This window comes from Pseudomonas sp. BP8 (assembly GCF_017875955.1).
Taxonomy (GTDB): Bacteria; Pseudomonadota; Gammaproteobacteria; order Pseudomonadales; family Pseudomonadaceae; genus Aquipseudomonas.
The window spans coordinates 2,780,600-2,797,186 of sequence record NZ_JAGINK010000001.1 but is presented as its reverse complement, the minus strand read 5'-3'; the positions used below and the strand labels follow the sequence as shown (position 1 = coordinate 2,797,186).

The window sequence follows — 16,587 nt, the reverse complement described above, 5'->3', positions numbered from 1 at the left end:
ATGTAGGTCTCTGACGAGAACTTCATGCCTGCTGTGCTTGACCCCTGAGCTAGGGTGCTGAAGAAGCACAAGGCAGAGCGCGACGAACTCAGTCCGTAGTCTGCTCCGCCGTGGTAACCGCGGCAGAGGCCGGGACATCCGCTTTCGACTTCACACGATTTTTTCGGCCCTGGCTGCGTTGCCGCGAAGCTTGATGCTTCGCATACAGCGCCTGTGCTGCAGTCACTGTGCCAGAAGTTTGCCCATTCAAGTCAAGGCGCGGTGCATCCTCCACCATGCTTGCCCAGTAGCGACTTCCCCGACACCAGGTCGAGATGCCCAGCTTAAGCTGTTCGCGGGTCAATCCGAGCAGCTCAAGGTGTTGCTCGGCATCCTTGAAGATACCCTCCTTGAGCGGCACTTTGGGGGCCGGATTGACAGGGAAAGCCAATGGAAAATGCTTCTGCAATGGCCAGATCGCTTCCACTGCCGGATCCTGCTCGCGAGGCTTGGCCTGCGGGGAGGACTTGCGCTTGGGGGTTGGTGCGCTATCGGCCTTTGCCTGCTGTTTTTCCGACCTGAGGCGGTCACGTAGCTCTGCTAGTTGTTCAAAACCCATCGTTCAATTCACTGCTTCGAAGTTGATTGCGTAGCGCAAGGATATTCCATATGGCGCTCGGGAGCAGCTGAAACAGGATGAATCGCCGATGTTTGCCTGAACTCACCGTGAATTTTTTGCCTGTCAGGACCGCCTGCTACCCCTCAATCCGGTCAATCTCGTCCTGGCTCATCGCACGCCAATCAGCCCGTAACACATGTGAGCCTTGCGCGGCTGTGGTGCTGCTACTGACCGCAACTCGCAGCATGAGCGCCTCCCTTTCAAGGCTTTTATGTCACTGCTGATTTTATCGTGCAAGCCTGCAATGCCGGGTCCGCTTCGCGCCCCTTTCGGACCAGTCCGGCGCCAATCTGTAGGTTTGCACAGCTCCTGTGGGAGCGGCCTTGTGTCGCGAAAGGGCTGCGAAGCAGCCCCGGCGTACTCAATCCAGCCGCAGCTGCAGAAGAGCCACCCTTCAAAACGGCAACCGCGCCTGCAACCACATCCGCGTCCCCTCAGCCTTGTTCTTCGCCCCAAACTCTTCCTGCAGTTTGGCTACCACAGCAAAATCCTTGCTAAACCGGTACATCACATACGGCCCCACGGCATTCACCGACCCACGATTGCCATTGCCATTGACCACATCACCATCAAGCTTGTCATCCGTAGTCTGACGATAGAGGTACCCGTTGATACCCGCACTCAAAGCCTGGTTGAAACGATACCCGCCACTGAACTCCAAGGTCAGTTCGTCCCCGGAACGGTACTCGGTCTTGTCGTTCCTGCTGTTGACGCCATAGCGCAGCTTGGCACTGGCCTCCCACTGCGCCGAGGGCAGCCAGGTCACGGCATAGAACGGCGCTACCTGGTAATAGTTGCGGCCGGTATTCACCGGTTCGTCCTTGTCGTAGGCACCGGTGGGTAAAAAGGTTTCGATGCCGGCGGTCTGGTGCAGTGTCCTGCCGTGCCAGCCGAGCAGCACCGGGGCAAAACTGAGGTCGCCGAGATCGGTGGAGGTGCCGCCCTTGTCCAGCGGGGCCAAGGGCGCTGGGCGGGCGACATCGAGGGTCAGGTCGAGGGTGGGGACGGCGAGCGCGGCGCGGGTCTCGACGTTGGCGCCAAGCCATTTCACCCCGGGCCAGACATAGCTCAGGCGCAGGGACACGGTGTCGGACTTGAGCCGATAGCGGGCGATATTGGGGTTGTCACTGCCATCGTTGGCCTTCACGTGGGAGGCCTCGTAATGGGTGTAGTACAACAGGGCAGTGAGCCCCTCGGGCATCATCATCCCGGACATGTTGGTCTCCACACCCAGCGGGTAGGAGTTGCCATTGCCCTCGGTAGCGCTGGCCGTGCCTTGCAGGCAGATCAGCACAGCAGCGGTGTGCAGCAGACGAATGTGAACAGCCTTCATTGAACGTCCCTCTTTTTGTTGTTGTAGAGACACAGCGATGAGTGATGCAGGGCGTCAACCGTCAGTCATGGCACACCTCAAACAGGGCTGCGGCGCCCTGCCCGCCGCCTACGCACATGGTCACCACGACAAACCGGGCGCCGCGCCGGCGGCCTTCGAGCAGCACGTGGCCGGCCATCCGCGCGCCGGACATACCGTAGGGATGCCCCAGGGCGATGGCGCCGCCGTTGACGTTGAGGCGTTGCAACGGGATGCCCAACTCGCGCTGGCAATACAGCACTTGAGAAGCGAACGCTTCGTTCAGCTCCCACAGGTCGATATCGTCGATACCCAGGCCATGCCGCGCCAACAACCGAGGCACCGCCAAGACCGGTCCGATGCCCATTTCGTCCGGCGCACAGCCGGCGCTGGCAAACCCTTTGAAGATGCCGAGCGGCTTGAGCTCACGGGCGCGGGCCTGATCGGCGCTCATCAGCACAGACCCGGCCACGCCATCGCTGAGCTGCGAGGCGTTACCGGCGGTGACTGTGCGCTGCTCGCCTTCCAGCACTGGAGCAAGTGCCGCCAGTTGTGCGGCCTGTGTGGCGGGTCGGTTGCACTCATCACGGTCGAGGCGCAGGGGTTTGTCGTAGTACTCGTAGGAGGCCTTGTCCAAGGCGCGCGAAATGACGTCCAACGGTACGATTTCTTCGGCGAACAGGCCATCGCGCTGAGCCTGGGCCACCCGCTGCTGGCTGATCAAGGCGTAGTCATCCTGGTCGGCACGCGAGACGCCATAGCGCAGGGCCACCCGCTCTGCGGTTTCCAGCATGCTGATGTAGGCATCCGGCCTGTGCTGCAACAGCCATGGGTCCTGGCCGTAGTGCTCGTTGGTCTGGGCGTTCTGTACCAGGCTGATGGACTCGCCGCCCAGCGCCAGCATCACTGCACATTCGCCCAGCTGAATGCGCTGCGCCGCGCTTGCGATAGCCTGCAGGCCAGACGCGCAATGACGGCTGACCGTCTGCGCGGCGACGCTGTCTGGCAACCCGGCACACAGGGCGCTGAGGCGCGCGACGTTCTTGCCCTGGGTACCCTCGGGACGACCGCAGCCCATGACCAGCTCATCGACCTCGGCACCGTTCACGTTGGCGCGCGCGAGTAGCGCCTGGATGATCGGCGCCGCCAGGCTGGGCATGGGGGTGTGATTGAACGCGCCTCGATAGGCTTTGCCAATGGCGGACCGCGCGTAAGCGACGATAACTGCGTCGTGCATACAAACCTCCGGCCAGACGCTGCAGGCAGCGTCCGGCTAAGATCAAAGCGCCTGGACGATGGCCTGGTGGGCTTCGGTGTGATGGGCCAGTGCCTGGTAGGCGGCCGACAGTTCGAGCAGCGGTTCCAGACGCGTGTGCTGCCCTTCGCGTAGCAGCTTCTTGGTCAAGCGCAATGCATGTCCGGGGTTGGCAGCAATGCGCCGGGCAAGCTCTTGCGCAGTCGGCAACAGCGCGTGCGACTCGACCACCCGTGACACCAGGCCGTATTCAAGCGCCTGCTGGGCGGATACCGTCTCGCCGGTGAACGACAGTTCGTAGGCCCGTGACAGGTTGTTCAGCGCGCGTGGCAGTAACCAGGCGCCGCCATCGCCGGGCACGATGCCCAGGCGCACGAAGCTTTCGGCGAAACGCGCGTGCTCTGAGGCGATGCGGATGTCGCACATCAGCGCCAGGTCGCAGCCTGCGCCAATTGCGGCGCCGTTGACCGCGGCAATGGTCGGTACCTCCAGGTGGTACACCGCCAGCGGAATCTGCTGGATGCCGTGCCGATAACTGTCACGCAGCTCGTAGGGGCTACCGGCGAACAGCCCGGCGCGCGCCTTCATGTCCTTGACGTTACCGCCGGCACAGAACGACTTGCCGGCGCCGGTGAGAATCACCACCGACACACTGGGGTCGCGGTTGATGCGCCCACAGACCTCGGCAAAGGCATCGAACTGCGCCTGATGACTGAGGGCGTTGTGCTGCTCGGGTGCGGACAGGGTCAAGGTGACGATGCCATCTGCAAAGCTGTAGTGGATAAAGTCGCTCATTTCAGGCGGCCTCTTCCTTGAGCTTTGCACTGACCCGTTCCACCAGGTCTTTCTTGGACACTTTGCCGAAGGTCGACAACGGGAAGCTGTCCACCAGTTCGAGGCGTTCGGGCAGCTTGAAGCGGGCGATTTCCTGGGTCTGCAGGTAGCCGACCAGTTCTTCCAGGCTCAGGTGCGCCGCTGGTTTGAGGATGACGAAGGCACACATCTTCTCGCCCAATACCGGATCGGGCATGGCCACGCAGGCCACGTTGGTGACGGCAGGATGGGCCAACACCAGGTTTTCGATTTCTTCGGCCGAGATCTTTTCGCCACCGCGGTTGATCAGGTCTTTCTTGCGCCCTTCGACCACATAGTTGCCTGAAGGCAGCTCGCGCATCATGTCGCCGGAGCGATAGAAGCCGTCAGGGGTGAAGGCGCGGGCGTTGTGCTCAGGCGCATTGAAGTAGCCGCGCAAGGTGTACGGGCCGCGACAGCACAGCTCACCGGGCATGCCCAGCGGCACAGGTTGGTCGTCCTCACCGAGCAGGAGGATCTCGTCGTCTGCGCACACCGGTCGCCCGACCGATTCGCGGCGCACATCCAGCGGGTCGTCGAGGCGCACGAACATCAACAGGCCCTCGGCCATGCCGAAGTTTTCCTGCACGGTGCAGTTGCGTAGCACCTGCTCGGTCAGCGCGCGGGTTTCCGGTTGCAGGCGCTGACCGCCAGACTGGATCACGCGCACGCTGTCCAGGTTGAAGGCGTGTACCTGCGGGTCGTTCATCCACATGATCAACAGCGCCGGCACCACGTGGATATGGGTGACCTTGAAGCGCTCGATCAGGGCGAAGACGTCTTCGGCGCGGGCGCTTGAATGCAACACCACTTTGGCGCCGCAGAGCATGAAACCTTGCAAGCCCGGACAGGCCAGCGGCAGGTTGTGGGCGATCGGCAGCACATCGAGCAGCACCGAATGTTCATCGATGCCGGTGTAGCGCGAGGCCAGGCGCGAATTGCAGGCGTAGTCGTTGTGCGAGCGCGGGATCATTTTGGGGATGCCGGTGGTACCGCCCGACAACAGGAACAGCGCTGGGCTGCAGGGGTCGATGGCTGCCTGGATCGCCTCGATCTCGGCGGGGTTTCGGCTGGACGCGCGCTGCAGCAGATCACCCAGCGAGACGAAACCTTGCGCCACGGCGCCGAGCACGAACTTGCTGCGAATAGTGCCGGTATCGGCCTGGACGCGATTGATGATGTCGATGAAGTCGCAGTCCTTGGAGCGGTCGGCGGTAATCGTTGCGGTGGCGCCCGAGAGCTCGACGAACTGGCGCAGTTCGCGGTAGCGATGGGTGTGCAGCGCCAGGATTGGGCGCACGCCGATCTTCTGCAGGGCCAGGTAGACGAACACGAACTCCAGTACGTTACCCAGTTGCAGCACGACGATGTCGCCGGGCACCAGGCCGGCGTCGAGCAGGTTCAGGCCCAGCCGCGTGGCGATCTGATCGAGCTCGGCATAGCTGACTTCACGCTGCGCATCACACACGGCAATGCGCTCGGCGTACTGGCGGCAGACGGCGGAAAAAGTGTTGGCCAGGGTCTGGTCTTGCCAGTAACCCTGGGCACGATAGTGTGCAGCGAACTTTTCTGGAAACGGCACGAATCCCATCATGGAGAAACCCTCGATGTTGTCGTTATTGTTGGAAGGATCATGCAGGGCCGACGCGCGGCGTCGGCCCGAAAGACAGGTCAGGTGGTCTTGGCGAAGCCGCCATCGATGACAATGGTTTCGCCGGTGACGAAGTGCATGTGCTCGATCAGGGTGAGCACCACTTCGGCCACGTCCGGCATGGTCACGCAGCGCTGCAGCGGGGTGGCCCGGGCGCGGCGGGTCATCAGCTTGTCGTAGTTGTCGCCGAGCATCCATTCCATCCACTCGCCTTCCATCCAGCCTGGCGCGATGGCGTTGACGCGGACCTTGGGGCCGAGGGCATTGGCCAAGGTCTGGGTCATGCTGATGACCGCCGCCTTGGACGCGGAATACGGCAGCGGCTGCGCACCTGGGCGCATGCCCACGATCGACGCGGTGTTGACCATGCACGGGCGCTGCGCTTCGAACAGCAAGGGCTTGGTGTGCTTGGCGATGAGGAACAGGCCGCGCACGTTCACGGCGAACACCCGGTCCCAATCTTCCACATCGATCAGGTCGAACTTCTTCGGTGGCGTATCAATCGACACGCCGGCGTTGCTGCACACCACATCGAGGTGGCTGTAACGCTCGCTGATGGCCGCAACCATGGCCTTGACGCTGGCTTCGTCCGACACGTCGCACTGCAGCAGCATGGTGCGCGCACCGGCCGCTTCGCAGGCTTCGACAGTGGCCTTGGCCGAAGCTTCGCTGCGGCTGTAGTTGACGATCACGTCGTAACCGGCGGTGGCCAGCGCGATGGCAACCGTAGCGCCTATGCCCGAGGCGGAGCCGGTGACCAGTGCGACTTTCTGAGTGGTGGACATGTTCTACCTCGTTGTTGTTTTTAAAAGAACACGTTCATTTTTAGACGTGATCATAATGTTTGTCAACACCTGAGGCATCCCCTAAGATGGCTTTTGAACCCCCCGACAAAACCAGAAAAATCAAAGGTCTGACATGAACGAAAAACCGGCTGCGCCGCTGGGTTTGCGTGAACGTAACAAGCTCGACAAATTTTTGCGGATCCGTGCCGCGTCGAAAAAACTCTTCACCGAAAACGGCTTCGAGCCGACCACCACGCGGCAGATCGCCCAGGAAGCGGATGTCGGGCTGTCGACACTGTTCCTCTATGCCACCGACAAGCGCGACCTGTTGTTTCTGGTGTTCAACGATGACCTCGACGACCTCACCACCCGCGCGTTTGCCGGGTGCCGCGCCGAGGCGCCGTTGCTGGACAACCTGCGCAACGCGCTGCAGCACTTCTTCGTGTTCTATGGGCAGGACAAGGTGATCGCGCGCGACCTGACGCGGGAGATCACCTTCTATACAACGGGGATGCAGAGCGAGCGCTTTCAGGCGACCCGCGCGCGCACCATCGACTCTATCGCCACCCTCCTCGGCCATGCGCGAGCGCAGGGCGAGGTGCGCTGCCAGGAGGACGACGGCATGATTGCCAAGACCATGTTCTACCTGCTGGCAGCGGAGATTCGCATGTGGCTGGCGAGCGACTCACAGACGCCGGATGACGGCCTCAATGAGCTGATGAAGCGCCTGAACCTGATAATGCATGGCCTGCAGGCGGGTTGACCGCAGGCGCTTCAGCCTGCGCTTGCAGGTTTGGGTAGCGGCCCACACACAGCATCAGCACGCAGGCCACTACCATGCAGCCGGCAAACAACAGCAGCACGCTGTCGTAACTGCCCTGCAGGGTCTGGCCAATGCCCATCAGCAGTGGCCCGAACGCGGTACCCAGGCAGAACAGACAGAACAGGTAGCCGTAGATCTCGCCAAACGCCCGCAGGCCGAAGTAGCGCGCGATCAGGTAGGCGATCAGGTCGACCTCGGCACCGACGCCCAGGCCAATCAGCGCGGCGCAGAACATCGCCGTCGCGCCAGTGGCGCCGCTGTAGAGCAAGAGAATGCCGATCACCGGGCCAATGAAGAAAAACACCGTGACCAACGGCGCGAACAGGTAGTCGAGCAGGTAGCCCGCCCCGACGCGGCCGGCAATCAGCGCAATACCGATGATCGAGGCAATGCTGGCAGCTTCGGCGGCGGGCACGCCGCGGTCGGTGAGCAACGGTACGAAGTGCACCGAGCAGCCATTGATGGCCAGTGCTGCCAGGAAGAACGCACTGCCGATCAACCAGAACGAACGGCTATGCACCGCCTCGCCGACGCTCAGGCCGACCTTGTCCGGCGCGTGCGGCAAACCGTCGGCAGTCGGCTGGTTGTCAGGGAACAGGCCAAGGTCAGCCGGTTTGTTCTTCAACCGCCATGCTACGCCCGCCGCGCCCAGCACGATCACCAGGCCCATCACCACGTATGCCGGGCGCCAGCCCAGCGCAGCCACGGCATGCTGGGCAAGCATCGGCATCAACGCTGCACCGACGCCGATACCGGCCATGCTCAGGCCCAACGCCAGGCCACGCCGACGCACGAACCAGCAACTGACGGCCATGGCATACGCCGTGGGTGTACCACCGGTCGACAACAGGCCGATGAGGCAAAACGCCAGGTAGAACAGCATCAGGTTGGCCGGCAGCAAGCCCAAACCCATGACCCCGACACCGAACAGCAGCAGTGCCGGAATCGCCACCTGACGGGCGCCTTTACGGTCGATCAGCCGACCGATCCAGGGCGTGCACAAGGCCGCACTGAGGATTGCCACGGTCAGCCCCAGCGACACCTGAGAGCGGCTCCAGCCGAACTCGGCGCTCAAAGGTTTCATGAAGATGCCGAAGGTAAATACCAGGACCGGGCCTTGGCTGACGATCATTCCCATGATCGATGCGATCACGACCCACCAGCCATAAAACATGCGCGACGTATTCATTGCCTGTTACCTGTGATTATTTTTATTCAGGTAGCGGTACCGCCATGAGAGGGTACCGTATCGGGTGAAAGCCGGTGCAGGGTTCAGCATCCTCGCCAGTGTGGCCGTCGTTTTTCAGCAAAGGCGCGTGGCCCTTCGAGGCTGTCGGCGCTGCACTTGCGCCGTTCCTCAGCCTCGTAACGCTGGCTGACCGCCTCGGCCAGTGGCAGATCAAGGCCTTGCATGGCGCAGGCCTTGGTGGCACGAACTGCAAGCGGCGCGCAGGCGAGGATATCTGCCACCCATTGCTCCACCGCCTCATCGAGCAGGTGCGCGGGCACCACCTCATTGATCAGGCCCAGTTCATAGCCGCGTTGCGCGGTCATCGCGCGCCCCGTCAACAGATAGCCCATCGCGGCCTTCAAGCCGATCTGCCGCGGCAGACGATGGACCCCACCCGCCGTGGCGATAAGGCCTCGCCGCGGCTCCGGCAAACTCAGCTGGGCGTGCTCGGCGGCGACGATGATGTCGCACGCCAGGGCCAGCTCCAGCCCACCGCCGTGGGCAGAGCCGTTGAGCCGGGCGATCAACGGTTTGGCAAAGCTGAAACGGTCGGTCAGGCGCGTGGTGCGCTGCCACAACGCGGCCTCGCCGTCCAGTTGCGCCTGGGAGGCAGTGGCCATTGCCGCCAGCTGCTTGAGGTCGCGACCGGCACTGAACGCCTGCTCGCCGTCACCGGTGAGCACCCCAAGCCATAACTCGGGGTCGCGCTCAAGCTCGTCGCAGGCCAGGCTCAACTGGTGATAGGCCAGTGGGTCCAGGGCGTTGCGCACCTCAGGGCGGTTGATGCGAATGTAGAGCACATGCCCGCGCCGCTCGGTCAGCACATGCTGCAGCTCACCGCCCATATCAGAGCCCCAGCACGCGTTCGGCGTTTTTATGGAAGAACAGCTCGAGCACTTCTTCGGAGTAGCCCAGCTCGTTCCACTCCTTGAACAACCGCTCATGGGGAATGCTCGGGTAGTCGCTGCCGAACATCACTTTATGCTTGAGGCGTCCACGAATATCGCGCTTGAGCGCCTCAGGCAGGTACTTCGGCGCCCAGCCAGACATCTCCCAGAACACGTTGCCTTTGTGCAAGGCGCACACCGTGGTCTCGTCGATCCACGGGTAACCGGGGTGGGCCATGATGATGGTCAGGTCGGGAAAGTCCGCCGCCAGGTTGTCGATGGAGGACGGGTGCGCGTGCCGGGTCTTGGCGCCCATACCGCCGGGCATGCCCGCGCCCATACCGGTCATGCCGACATCGATCATCACCGGCACTTTCAGCGCGTTGATCTCTTCCCACAGTGGGTAGTAACGCTGATCGTCGACACTGAAGTGCTGCATGATCGGGTGGAAGTGAAAACCGAGCATGTCCAGGTCGCGAATCGCGTGCTTGGCTTCATCGATTGCCACCTGGCCCATGGCCGGCTCGACCGCGCCCCAGGCCTGGATGATGCAGTCATGGCGGTCGCGCATCGCGGCGACATAATCGTTGTCGCAGGGCACCGTGTTGATCGTCGCGCGCAGGTCGAGTGCAACCAGTACCGCTTCGATGCCAGCGCTCTGGAACTCGCGCACCACCTCTTCTTCGGTCTTGGCTTTCCAGTCGCGATGCCAGTACTTGGCCAGGGCATCTACGTAAGGGCCTTGGCAATCGATCCAGCGTTGGGTGTTGGGGTAGCAGTGCAGGTCAATGCGGCGCATATGATCATAGCCTTTTTGTTGTTGATCATTTATGAACATGTTCTTTATAGGGTGCTGACCAAGACCTGTCAAGGATGTCTGCGCTGACCCTAAATGCCCTCGTCTACACTTGCCCAATCCTGCCCACCGGCAATCTGGACGAGGCCCACGATGAAGCGAATTTCAGCGCTACTGGCGGTTCTGACCCTCAGCGTGATGTGCGGCGCCAGCGCCGCCGACGCGCGCAAGCCGATCCACTTTGGCGCCATCGGCTGGGAAAGCGGCGCGCTGACCACCGAACTGCTGCGCCTGATCGTCGAGAAGGGTTACGGCTACCCCACCGACACCCTCCCCGGCAGCACCGTCAGCATGGAAGTCGCCCTCGCCCGCAATGACTTGCAGGTGATCGCCGAAGAGTGGGCAGGCCGCAGCCCGGCCTGGGTCAAGGCGGAACAGGCGGGCCAGGTGTTCAGCCTGGGCGACACGGTTAAAAATGCTGAAGAAGGCTGGTGGGTGCCCGCCTACGTGATCAAGGGCGACCCCGCGCGCAACCTCAAGGCACTCGCCCCGGACTTGCGCACGGTCGATGACCTCAAGCGCTACGCGCAGGTGTTTCGCGACCCTGAGTCGCCAGACAAGGGCCGCTTCCTCAACAGCCCCAGTGGCTGGACCTCCGAAACGGTCAATAGCCAGAAACTCAAAGCCTATGGGCTCGATCAGCAGTACGTGAACTTTCGCAGCGGTTCAGGCGCGGCGCTGGATGCCGAGATCAACTCGGCCATCCGCCGTGGTCAGCCGGTGCTCTTCTACTATTGGAGCCCCACGCCGTTGATGGGCCGCGTCGAGCTGGTTCGCCTCGAAGAGCCACCGTTCGACGCGCAGGCCTGGGCCACCCTCACCGACGCGAAAAACCCCTCGCCGCGCGGCAGCCGTTCACTGCCGGCGAAACTGTCGATCGGTGTCTCGGCGGCATTTCGTGAGCAGTACCCGGAGCTGGTCGAGACCTTCAGCAAGGTCGACCTGCCCATCGCCACCTTGAACAAGGCCTTGGCCCGCATGAGTGAAACCCGCCAGCCACCGCGCGAGGCGGCCCAAGCGTTTTTGCGTGACAACCCCTCGGTCTGGAAAGCCTGGATGCCCGCCGAGGTCGCCAGCAAGGTCGAGGCCGGACTGTGAACGGCGGTTTTCCCGAAGCGTTGCAGTTTTCATTCGCCGAACGCGTCAACCGCCTGGTCGACTGGCTGGTACTGCACTACGGCGATCACCTGCGCAGTTTCTCCGACTCCCTGCTGCAGCTGTTGGTCGGTCTGGAGAACCTGCTGCGCATGATGCCGTGGTGGCTGCTTCTGCTGCTGGTCGCCCTGCTGGCCTGGCATGCCTGCCGCAGCCTGCCGCGCGCGCTGATGCTGACAGGCCTGCTGCTGCTGATCGGCATGCTCGGCCTGTGGGACAAACTGCTGCAAACCCTCGCCCTGGTGATGGTCAGTACCGGCTTGTGCGTGCTGGTTGGGGTGCCGCTGGGCGTGTTGCTGGCGAGCAGGCCACTGGCCCGGCGGCTAATCATGCCGGTGCTCGACGTGATGCAGACACTGCCCGCGTTCGTCTACCTGATCCCGGTGTTGATGCTGTTTGGCCTGGGCAAGGTACCGGCGGTATTTGCCACGCTGATCTATGCCCTGCCGCCACTGGTACGCCTGACTGAACTGGGCATGCGCCAGATCGATCCTTCGTTGCTGCGCGCAGCCGGCAGCCTGGGCGCCAACCGCTGGCAACGCCTGCGCAGCATCGCCCTGCCGCTGGCACTGCCGAGCATCATGGCCGGCCTGAACCAGTCGGTGATGATGGCCCTGTCGATGGTGGTGGTGGCGTCGATGATCGGTGCCCGTGGGCTGGGCGAAGATGTGCTGGCCGGGATCCAGACCCTCAACGTCGGCCAAGGCGTCGAAGCAGGCCTGGCGATCGTCGCGCTGGCCATGGTCATCGACCGCATCAGCCAGGCGTATGGGCAGCGCGAACGCAGTTGAACGTAGCATTCGACGCCTTACCGCGGATGCGCACAGTCGGGAAGAAAAACGCTGCAGTGCGTTGAGCCAAAGGTCGACAAGCCTTGGGGGTGATGAAAAAATACGGCCTCTTCGCTACATGGGTGACGCCATGCCGCGAGTACAGGTCGCGGTCCACGCCTAGCTCGGGGTCTCGACGCAACAATCGCTGCAATGAGGTCCAGCATGTCCTTGCCGTCATTCACCCCTGATTCTCTGCCCGACAACTGCATGGCCGTGCTTTATGCGCTGGTAACGGCGTACCCCGGCAAAGGCAAAACTTCACTGATGAAGCTGCTGCGGGCAATGGGTATCCGTGACGCGGGCGGCAGGCTGCTGGACACCACTAACCTGCCGGCCATGCTGGAGATGCTGCAACAGCAGGGGTGGGTTGAGCTGGAGGAGCGCCGCGAGGGGGATTTTTTCAAGCTAGCCCCTCAACGGCGCAATCGCGTGTTGCTGAGCCTGCTGAGCGACTCCGACTGTGCACTGTGGCTAAAACAGATCAGAGCCAGCCTGCCCGAACTCACGCAGTGGCAATTTCCCAGCAAGGGACGGGTTGTGCAAGACCTCTGGCTGAACTTGCTGGACGGCAACAGCGAGCGCCTGCAGCGGTCGCTGCACCTCTGCAGCAGTATCCTTCCCGCCACTGATCAACATGCCCTGCACCCCCTGCAACTGCTGCAAGCCGACCCCGATGGTTTGGAAGTTCTTGACCGACTGAATGACACCTTACGCGTGCTGCTGCTCGAGGATCACCTCGAGCTGAACAATATCCTGCTGGGGCCGGTCGGTTGCAGCTATGCATTGGCCCAGCGCGAAATGCACGTAAGGCCATACAGCGCACTGGGATTACAGCTCATGCTGCAGGGACTCTGGCGCGGTGATTGGGCTGTTCTGCAGCAGTACGGTGCGCAGGAACTGACAGGCCAGACCGTGCAGTTGATGCTGCGCGGCCAGGTCGGGGAGACCCTGCAATTGCTGCGGGCCTGGCTCACCAGTCAGCGTAAAGCGACCAAGAAACGCAAGATCGACCTGCCGCCCATCGTTAACGAGTTGTATTGCTTGGCGCTCATCGCCGAAAACGATCCCAGCCAGCACGCGGCGCTCAAGCAGGCGATCACTCTGGGCAGCAAGCAAAACTACGGCGACGCCTACGCGCTGCTCTTGCCTCTGCTCGAACAGTTGCAAGGCAGCAAGCCGCAACTGCCAGGCGTACACTCAATCAGGCTCAATGGCCTGGATGGCCTGCTGCTCGCCTTGTCACTGTACTGGCTCGATGCTCCCAAGGCGCGCGAGTCCTCCTGGCTAGCAACCTTGCAAGGGTACCGCGAACAACTCAGCCTGCAAGGTTACGCCTGGCTCGCGGCAGAGTTCGATGCCCTCATTTCGGTGCAATTCGCCCTCCCCCGGCAATTGGCCGACCTGCATCAAAACGCTGGCCTGCAACCCCTGGTCGCGCTCCTTCAGCGCCAGGAAGCCTGGCAGCATGCACTCAGCGCGCTGACTCAGCTCAAGCCGGACAAGACACCAGCCACCAAGACGCGCGAAAAAACCTCGCGCCTGGCCTGGCTGCTGAATTTGCATAGCTACAGCAGTCAGCTCGAACCGCGCGAGCAGAAGCTCGGTGCCAAGGGGCAGTGGAGCAAAGGCCGCCCCGTAGCGCTGAAGCGGCTGATGGACGAAGGCGATCAGCTGGGCTTCCTCTGCGAGCAAGATCGCCAGGCCATCAGCCTTATCCAGATCCACCAATCGTTTCACTCCTATGTCGAATACGAGTTGCCCCCCAGTCTTGCCCTGCCCAAGCTGGTCGGCCATCCGGCGGTGTTCTGGCATGACGCGCCTGACGTCGCCATTGATCTGCAGGTAGGCCAAGCCAGCCTGCACTTGCAGGCGCGAGACGGGCAGATCCATCTGCACCTCGAACCGCCAGGTATCGTCACCGCTGAAACACTCTACGTGGACAAGCAAACCCCGACTCGCGTGCTGGTCTACTCAGTGAGTCGCCAACTGCGGCAAATCGGCGAGATCATCGGTGATGGGTTGAGCGTGCCGCAATCAGCCAAAACGCAGTTGATCGAGGCGGTCAGCGCTATTGCGCCCCTATTGCCGATTCATTCGGACCTGCCCGAACTCGCCGGGCAGCTTGACCGGGAGCCCGCCGACACCCGCCTGTACGCACACTTGCTGCCGCTCGCCGAAGGGTTGCGTTTGCAGCTGCTGGTGCGCCCATTGGCCGAGAGCAGTTGGTTTCGCCCAGGCCAAGGCGCGCAGAACCTGCTCGGCGAGCGCAACGGCAAGCCCTTGCAGGTGTGTCGCGACCTGGCGGGCGAACGCCAAGCGCTGCAACAGGTCCTGCAAGCCTGCCCCGGCTTGGCCAATGCCGACAGCGACGGCCAGGAGTGGCAACTGGACCAGCCCCAGCAAGCCCTTCAGTTGCTCAGCGAACTCCATGCACTGGATGGCGATCAGCTGCACTGCATCTGGCCGGAAGGCGAGCGCATGCGAATCAAAGGTCGCAAAGGGCTGCGCGAGCTCAAGCTGGGCCTCAAGCAACAGGGCGACTGGTTTGTCCTGCAAGGCGAGATAGCACTCGATGACGGCAAGGTGCTCCAGTTGCGCCAGTTGCTGGAACTGCTCAAGGCCAGCCCGGGACGCTTCCTCAGGCTCGACGAACGCGACTGGCTGGCCCTAGATGACAACTTGCGCAAGCGCCTTGACGAGCTTGCACACCTGAGTGACCGAATCAGCGACAAAGGCCTGCGCCTTAGTCCGCTGACCACACCGCTGCTCGCCAGATTGGCAGAAGAGGTTGGCGAGTTCGATACCGATAAAAGCTGGCAGGCCCAGCTCGACAAGCTGCAATCGCTACGCGACTACCAACCTCAGGTACCCCGTGCCCTGCAGGCCGATCTGCGCGCCTACCAGCATGAAGGTTATACCTGGCTGGCACGCCTGGCACAGTGGGGCGTCGGTGCGTGTCTGGCCGACGACATGGGCCTGGGCAAGACCGTACAAACACTGGCGCTGCTCCTTCAGCGCGCCCCCAGCGGCCCACAACTGGTCGTGGCGCCGACCTCGGTCACCCTCAACTGGCAGGCTGAAAGCACCCGTTTCGCACCGCAGCTCAGCTTGCGGCTGTATCAGCAACATCGCGCCCTGGATGACCTCGGCCCCGGCGATGTGGTCATCGCCAGCTACGGCCTGCTACAACAGGACAGCGCAGCCTTCGCCGCTCAACACTGGAGCAGCGTGGTGCTGGACGAAGCTCAGGCGATCAAGAATGCCCAGACCAAACGTTCTCAGGCAGTCATGGCACTGCAGGCTGATTTTCGCCTGGTCGCCACGGGCACCCCGCTGGAAAATCACCTGGGCGAGCTGTGGAACCTGTTTCGGTTTATCAACCCGAGCCTGCTCGGCAGCCAGGAAAGTTTCGCCAGCCGATTCGCTACCCCCATCGAGCAGGGCAATGCAGCGGCCCGGCGCGCGCTCAAGGCGCTGATCCAGCCCTTTATCCTGCGCCGGCTGAAAAGCCAGGTGCTCGATGAACTGCCGGCACGTACAGAGATCACCTACAAAGTGCCCCTCTCCGATGAAGAGGCGCACCAGTACGAAGCCCTGCGTCAGCAAGCGGTGGACAACCTCGCGAACGTCACTCCCGGAGCGGGCAGGTCCTTGCAGGTGCTGGCAGAAATCACACGTCTGCGGCGGTTTTGCTGTCACCCTTCGCTGGTGATTCCGGATTCGACCCTGCCGGGGAGCAAATTCCAGGCGTTTATGGCGATCGTCGAGGAGCTCCTGGAGAACCGTCACAAAGCGCTGGTTTTCAGCCAGTTCGTCGACCACTTGAGCATTGTTCGCGCATGGCTTGATGAGCAAGGCATCGCCTACCAGTACCTTGACGGCAGCACCCCTGCCAAGGAGCGGATAAACCGCGTCAATGCCTTCCAGGCCGGGAGCGGCGAGGTATTTTTGATCAGCCTCAAGGCCGGCGGCAGCGGACTTAACCTGACCGCCGCTGACTACGTGATCCACCTCGATCCGTGGTGGAACCCGGCGGTGGAGGACCAGGCCAGTGATCGTGCCTATCGCATTGGCCAGCAGCGCCCGGTAACCATTTACCGACTGGTCGCCGAACACAGTATTGAGGAGCAAATCGTCGCTCTGCACGGGCGCAAACGAGACTTGGCTGACAGCCTGTTGGAGGGTGGAGAGATGAGCGCCAAGCTGGACGCGGACGCCCTGTTGACGCTACTCAAAGGCTAAACTCCGCG

General features: G+C 62.4%; 13 protein-coding genes. 4 read left to right on the top strand and 9 right to left on the bottom strand.

Annotated features, from left to right (window positions below; all coding sequences use genetic code 11):
- Positions 1-88 precede the first annotated feature (88 nt).
- The 6 genes from J3B00_RS12200 to J3B00_RS12175 form a co-directional block, all read right to left on the bottom strand.
- Complete coding sequence (locus J3B00_RS12200; RefSeq protein ID WP_209867746.1) at positions 89-598, bottom strand: ProQ/FinO family protein; 510 nt, start codon at positions 596-598, stop codon at positions 89-91.
- Between the two features lie 454 nt (positions 599-1,052).
- Positions 1,053-1,991 (bottom strand): transporter, encoded by a 939-nt coding sequence (locus tag J3B00_RS12195; protein ID WP_209867745.1) that lies wholly within the window; start codon positions 1,989-1,991, stop codon positions 1,053-1,055.
- A gap of 61 nt (positions 1,992-2,052) precedes the next feature.
- Complete coding sequence (locus tag J3B00_RS12190; RefSeq protein ID WP_209867744.1) at positions 2,053-3,246, bottom strand: acetyl-CoA C-acyltransferase; 1,194 nt, start codon at positions 3,244-3,246, stop codon at positions 2,053-2,055.
- Between the two features lie 42 nt (positions 3,247-3,288).
- Complete coding sequence (locus J3B00_RS12185; protein ID WP_209867743.1) at positions 3,289-4,059, bottom strand: crotonase/enoyl-CoA hydratase family protein; 771 nt, start codon at positions 4,057-4,059, stop codon at positions 3,289-3,291.
- 1 nt (position 4,060) lies between these two features.
- Positions 4,061-5,698, bottom strand: a complete 1,638-nt coding sequence (locus J3B00_RS12180) for an AMP-binding protein (RefSeq protein ID WP_209867742.1) — start codon at positions 5,696-5,698, stop codon at positions 4,061-4,063.
- An 89-nt stretch (positions 5,699-5,787) separates the two neighbouring features.
- Positions 5,788-6,552 (bottom strand): SDR family NAD(P)-dependent oxidoreductase, encoded by a 765-nt coding sequence (locus J3B00_RS12175; protein WP_209867741.1) that lies wholly within the window; start codon positions 6,550-6,552, stop codon positions 5,788-5,790.
- 133 nt (positions 6,553-6,685) lie between these two features.
- Between J3B00_RS12175 and J3B00_RS12170 the strand changes: the two genes are divergently transcribed.
- On the top strand, positions 6,686-7,315 hold the full coding sequence (locus J3B00_RS12170) for a helix-turn-helix domain-containing protein (protein ID WP_209867740.1): 630 nt from the start codon (positions 6,686-6,688) through the stop codon (positions 7,313-7,315).
- Here the strand turns inward: J3B00_RS12170 and J3B00_RS12165 are convergent.
- The 3 genes from J3B00_RS12165 to J3B00_RS12155 form a co-directional block, all read right to left on the bottom strand.
- Positions 7,260-8,564, bottom strand: coding sequence for an MFS transporter (locus J3B00_RS12165; RefSeq protein ID WP_209867739.1), 1,305 nt, complete (start codon positions 8,562-8,564; stop codon positions 7,260-7,262). The two genes, J3B00_RS12170 and J3B00_RS12165, sit on opposite strands and share 56 nt — an antisense overlap.
- An 83-nt stretch (positions 8,565-8,647) precedes the next feature.
- Positions 8,648-9,451: an enoyl-CoA hydratase-related protein gene (locus J3B00_RS12160; protein WP_209867738.1), complete on the bottom strand. Its 804-nt coding sequence runs from the start codon at positions 9,449-9,451 to the stop codon at positions 8,648-8,650.
- Between the two features lies 1 nt (position 9,452).
- Positions 9,453-10,292 (bottom strand): amidohydrolase family protein, encoded by an 840-nt coding sequence (locus tag J3B00_RS12155; protein WP_209867737.1) that lies wholly within the window; start codon positions 10,290-10,292, stop codon positions 9,453-9,455.
- 150 nt (positions 10,293-10,442) lie between these two features.
- Between J3B00_RS12155 and J3B00_RS12150 the strand changes: the two genes are divergently transcribed.
- The 3 genes from J3B00_RS12150 to J3B00_RS12140 all read left to right on the top strand — a co-directional run bounded on the left by J3B00_RS12150 (position 10,443) and on the right by J3B00_RS12140 (position 16,579).
- Entirely contained in the window at positions 10,443-11,447 is a 1,005-nt protein-coding gene (locus tag J3B00_RS12150; RefSeq protein WP_209867736.1) for an ABC transporter substrate-binding protein, read from the top strand.
- Positions 11,444-12,295 (top strand): ABC transporter permease subunit, encoded by an 852-nt coding sequence (locus tag J3B00_RS12145; RefSeq protein WP_209867735.1) that lies wholly within the window; start codon positions 11,444-11,446, stop codon positions 12,293-12,295. Before J3B00_RS12150 ends, J3B00_RS12145 begins: the two co-directional genes overlap by 4 nt.
- A 204-nt stretch (positions 12,296-12,499) precedes the next feature.
- Positions 12,500-16,579, top strand: coding sequence for a DEAD/DEAH box helicase (locus J3B00_RS12140; protein ID WP_209867734.1), 4,080 nt, complete (start codon positions 12,500-12,502; stop codon positions 16,577-16,579).
- The last annotated feature ends 8 nt before the right edge of the window (positions 16,580-16,587 follow it).

Bases quoted from the DNA above. Each gene is read 5' to 3' on its own strand.
- J3B00_RS12200 (WP_209867746.1), bottom strand. From the start codon at position 598: ATGGGTTTTGAACAACTAGCAGAGCTACGTGACCGCCTCAGGTCGGAA.
- J3B00_RS12195 (WP_209867745.1), bottom strand. From the start codon at position 1,991: ATGAAGGCTGTTCACATTCGTCTGCTGCACACCGCTGCTGTGCTGATC.
- J3B00_RS12190 (WP_209867744.1), bottom strand. From the start codon at position 3,246: ATGCACGACGCAGTTATCGTCGCTTACGCGCGGTCCGCCATTGGCAAA.
- J3B00_RS12185 (WP_209867743.1), bottom strand. From the start codon at position 4,059: ATGAGCGACTTTATCCACTACAGCTTTGCAGATGGCATCGTCACCTTG.
- J3B00_RS12175 (WP_209867741.1), bottom strand. From the start codon at position 6,552: ATGTCCACCACTCAGAAAGTCGCACTGGTCACCGGCTCCGCCTCGGGC.
- J3B00_RS12170 (WP_209867740.1), top strand. From the start codon at position 6,686: ATGAACGAAAAACCGGCTGCGCCGCTGGGTTTGCGTGAACGTAACAAG.
- J3B00_RS12165 (WP_209867739.1), bottom strand. From the start codon at position 8,564: ATGAATACGTCGCGCATGTTTTATGGCTGGTGGGTCGTGATCGCATCG.
- J3B00_RS12160 (WP_209867738.1), bottom strand. From the start codon at position 9,451: ATGGGCGGTGAGCTGCAGCATGTGCTGACCGAGCGGCGCGGGCATGTG.
- J3B00_RS12155 (WP_209867737.1), bottom strand. From the start codon at position 10,292: ATGCGCCGCATTGACCTGCACTGCTACCCCAACACCCAACGCTGGATC.
- J3B00_RS12150 (WP_209867736.1), top strand. From the start codon at position 10,443: ATGAAGCGAATTTCAGCGCTACTGGCGGTTCTGACCCTCAGCGTGATG.
- J3B00_RS12140 (WP_209867734.1), top strand. From the start codon at position 12,500: ATGTCCTTGCCGTCATTCACCCCTGATTCTCTGCCCGACAACTGCATG.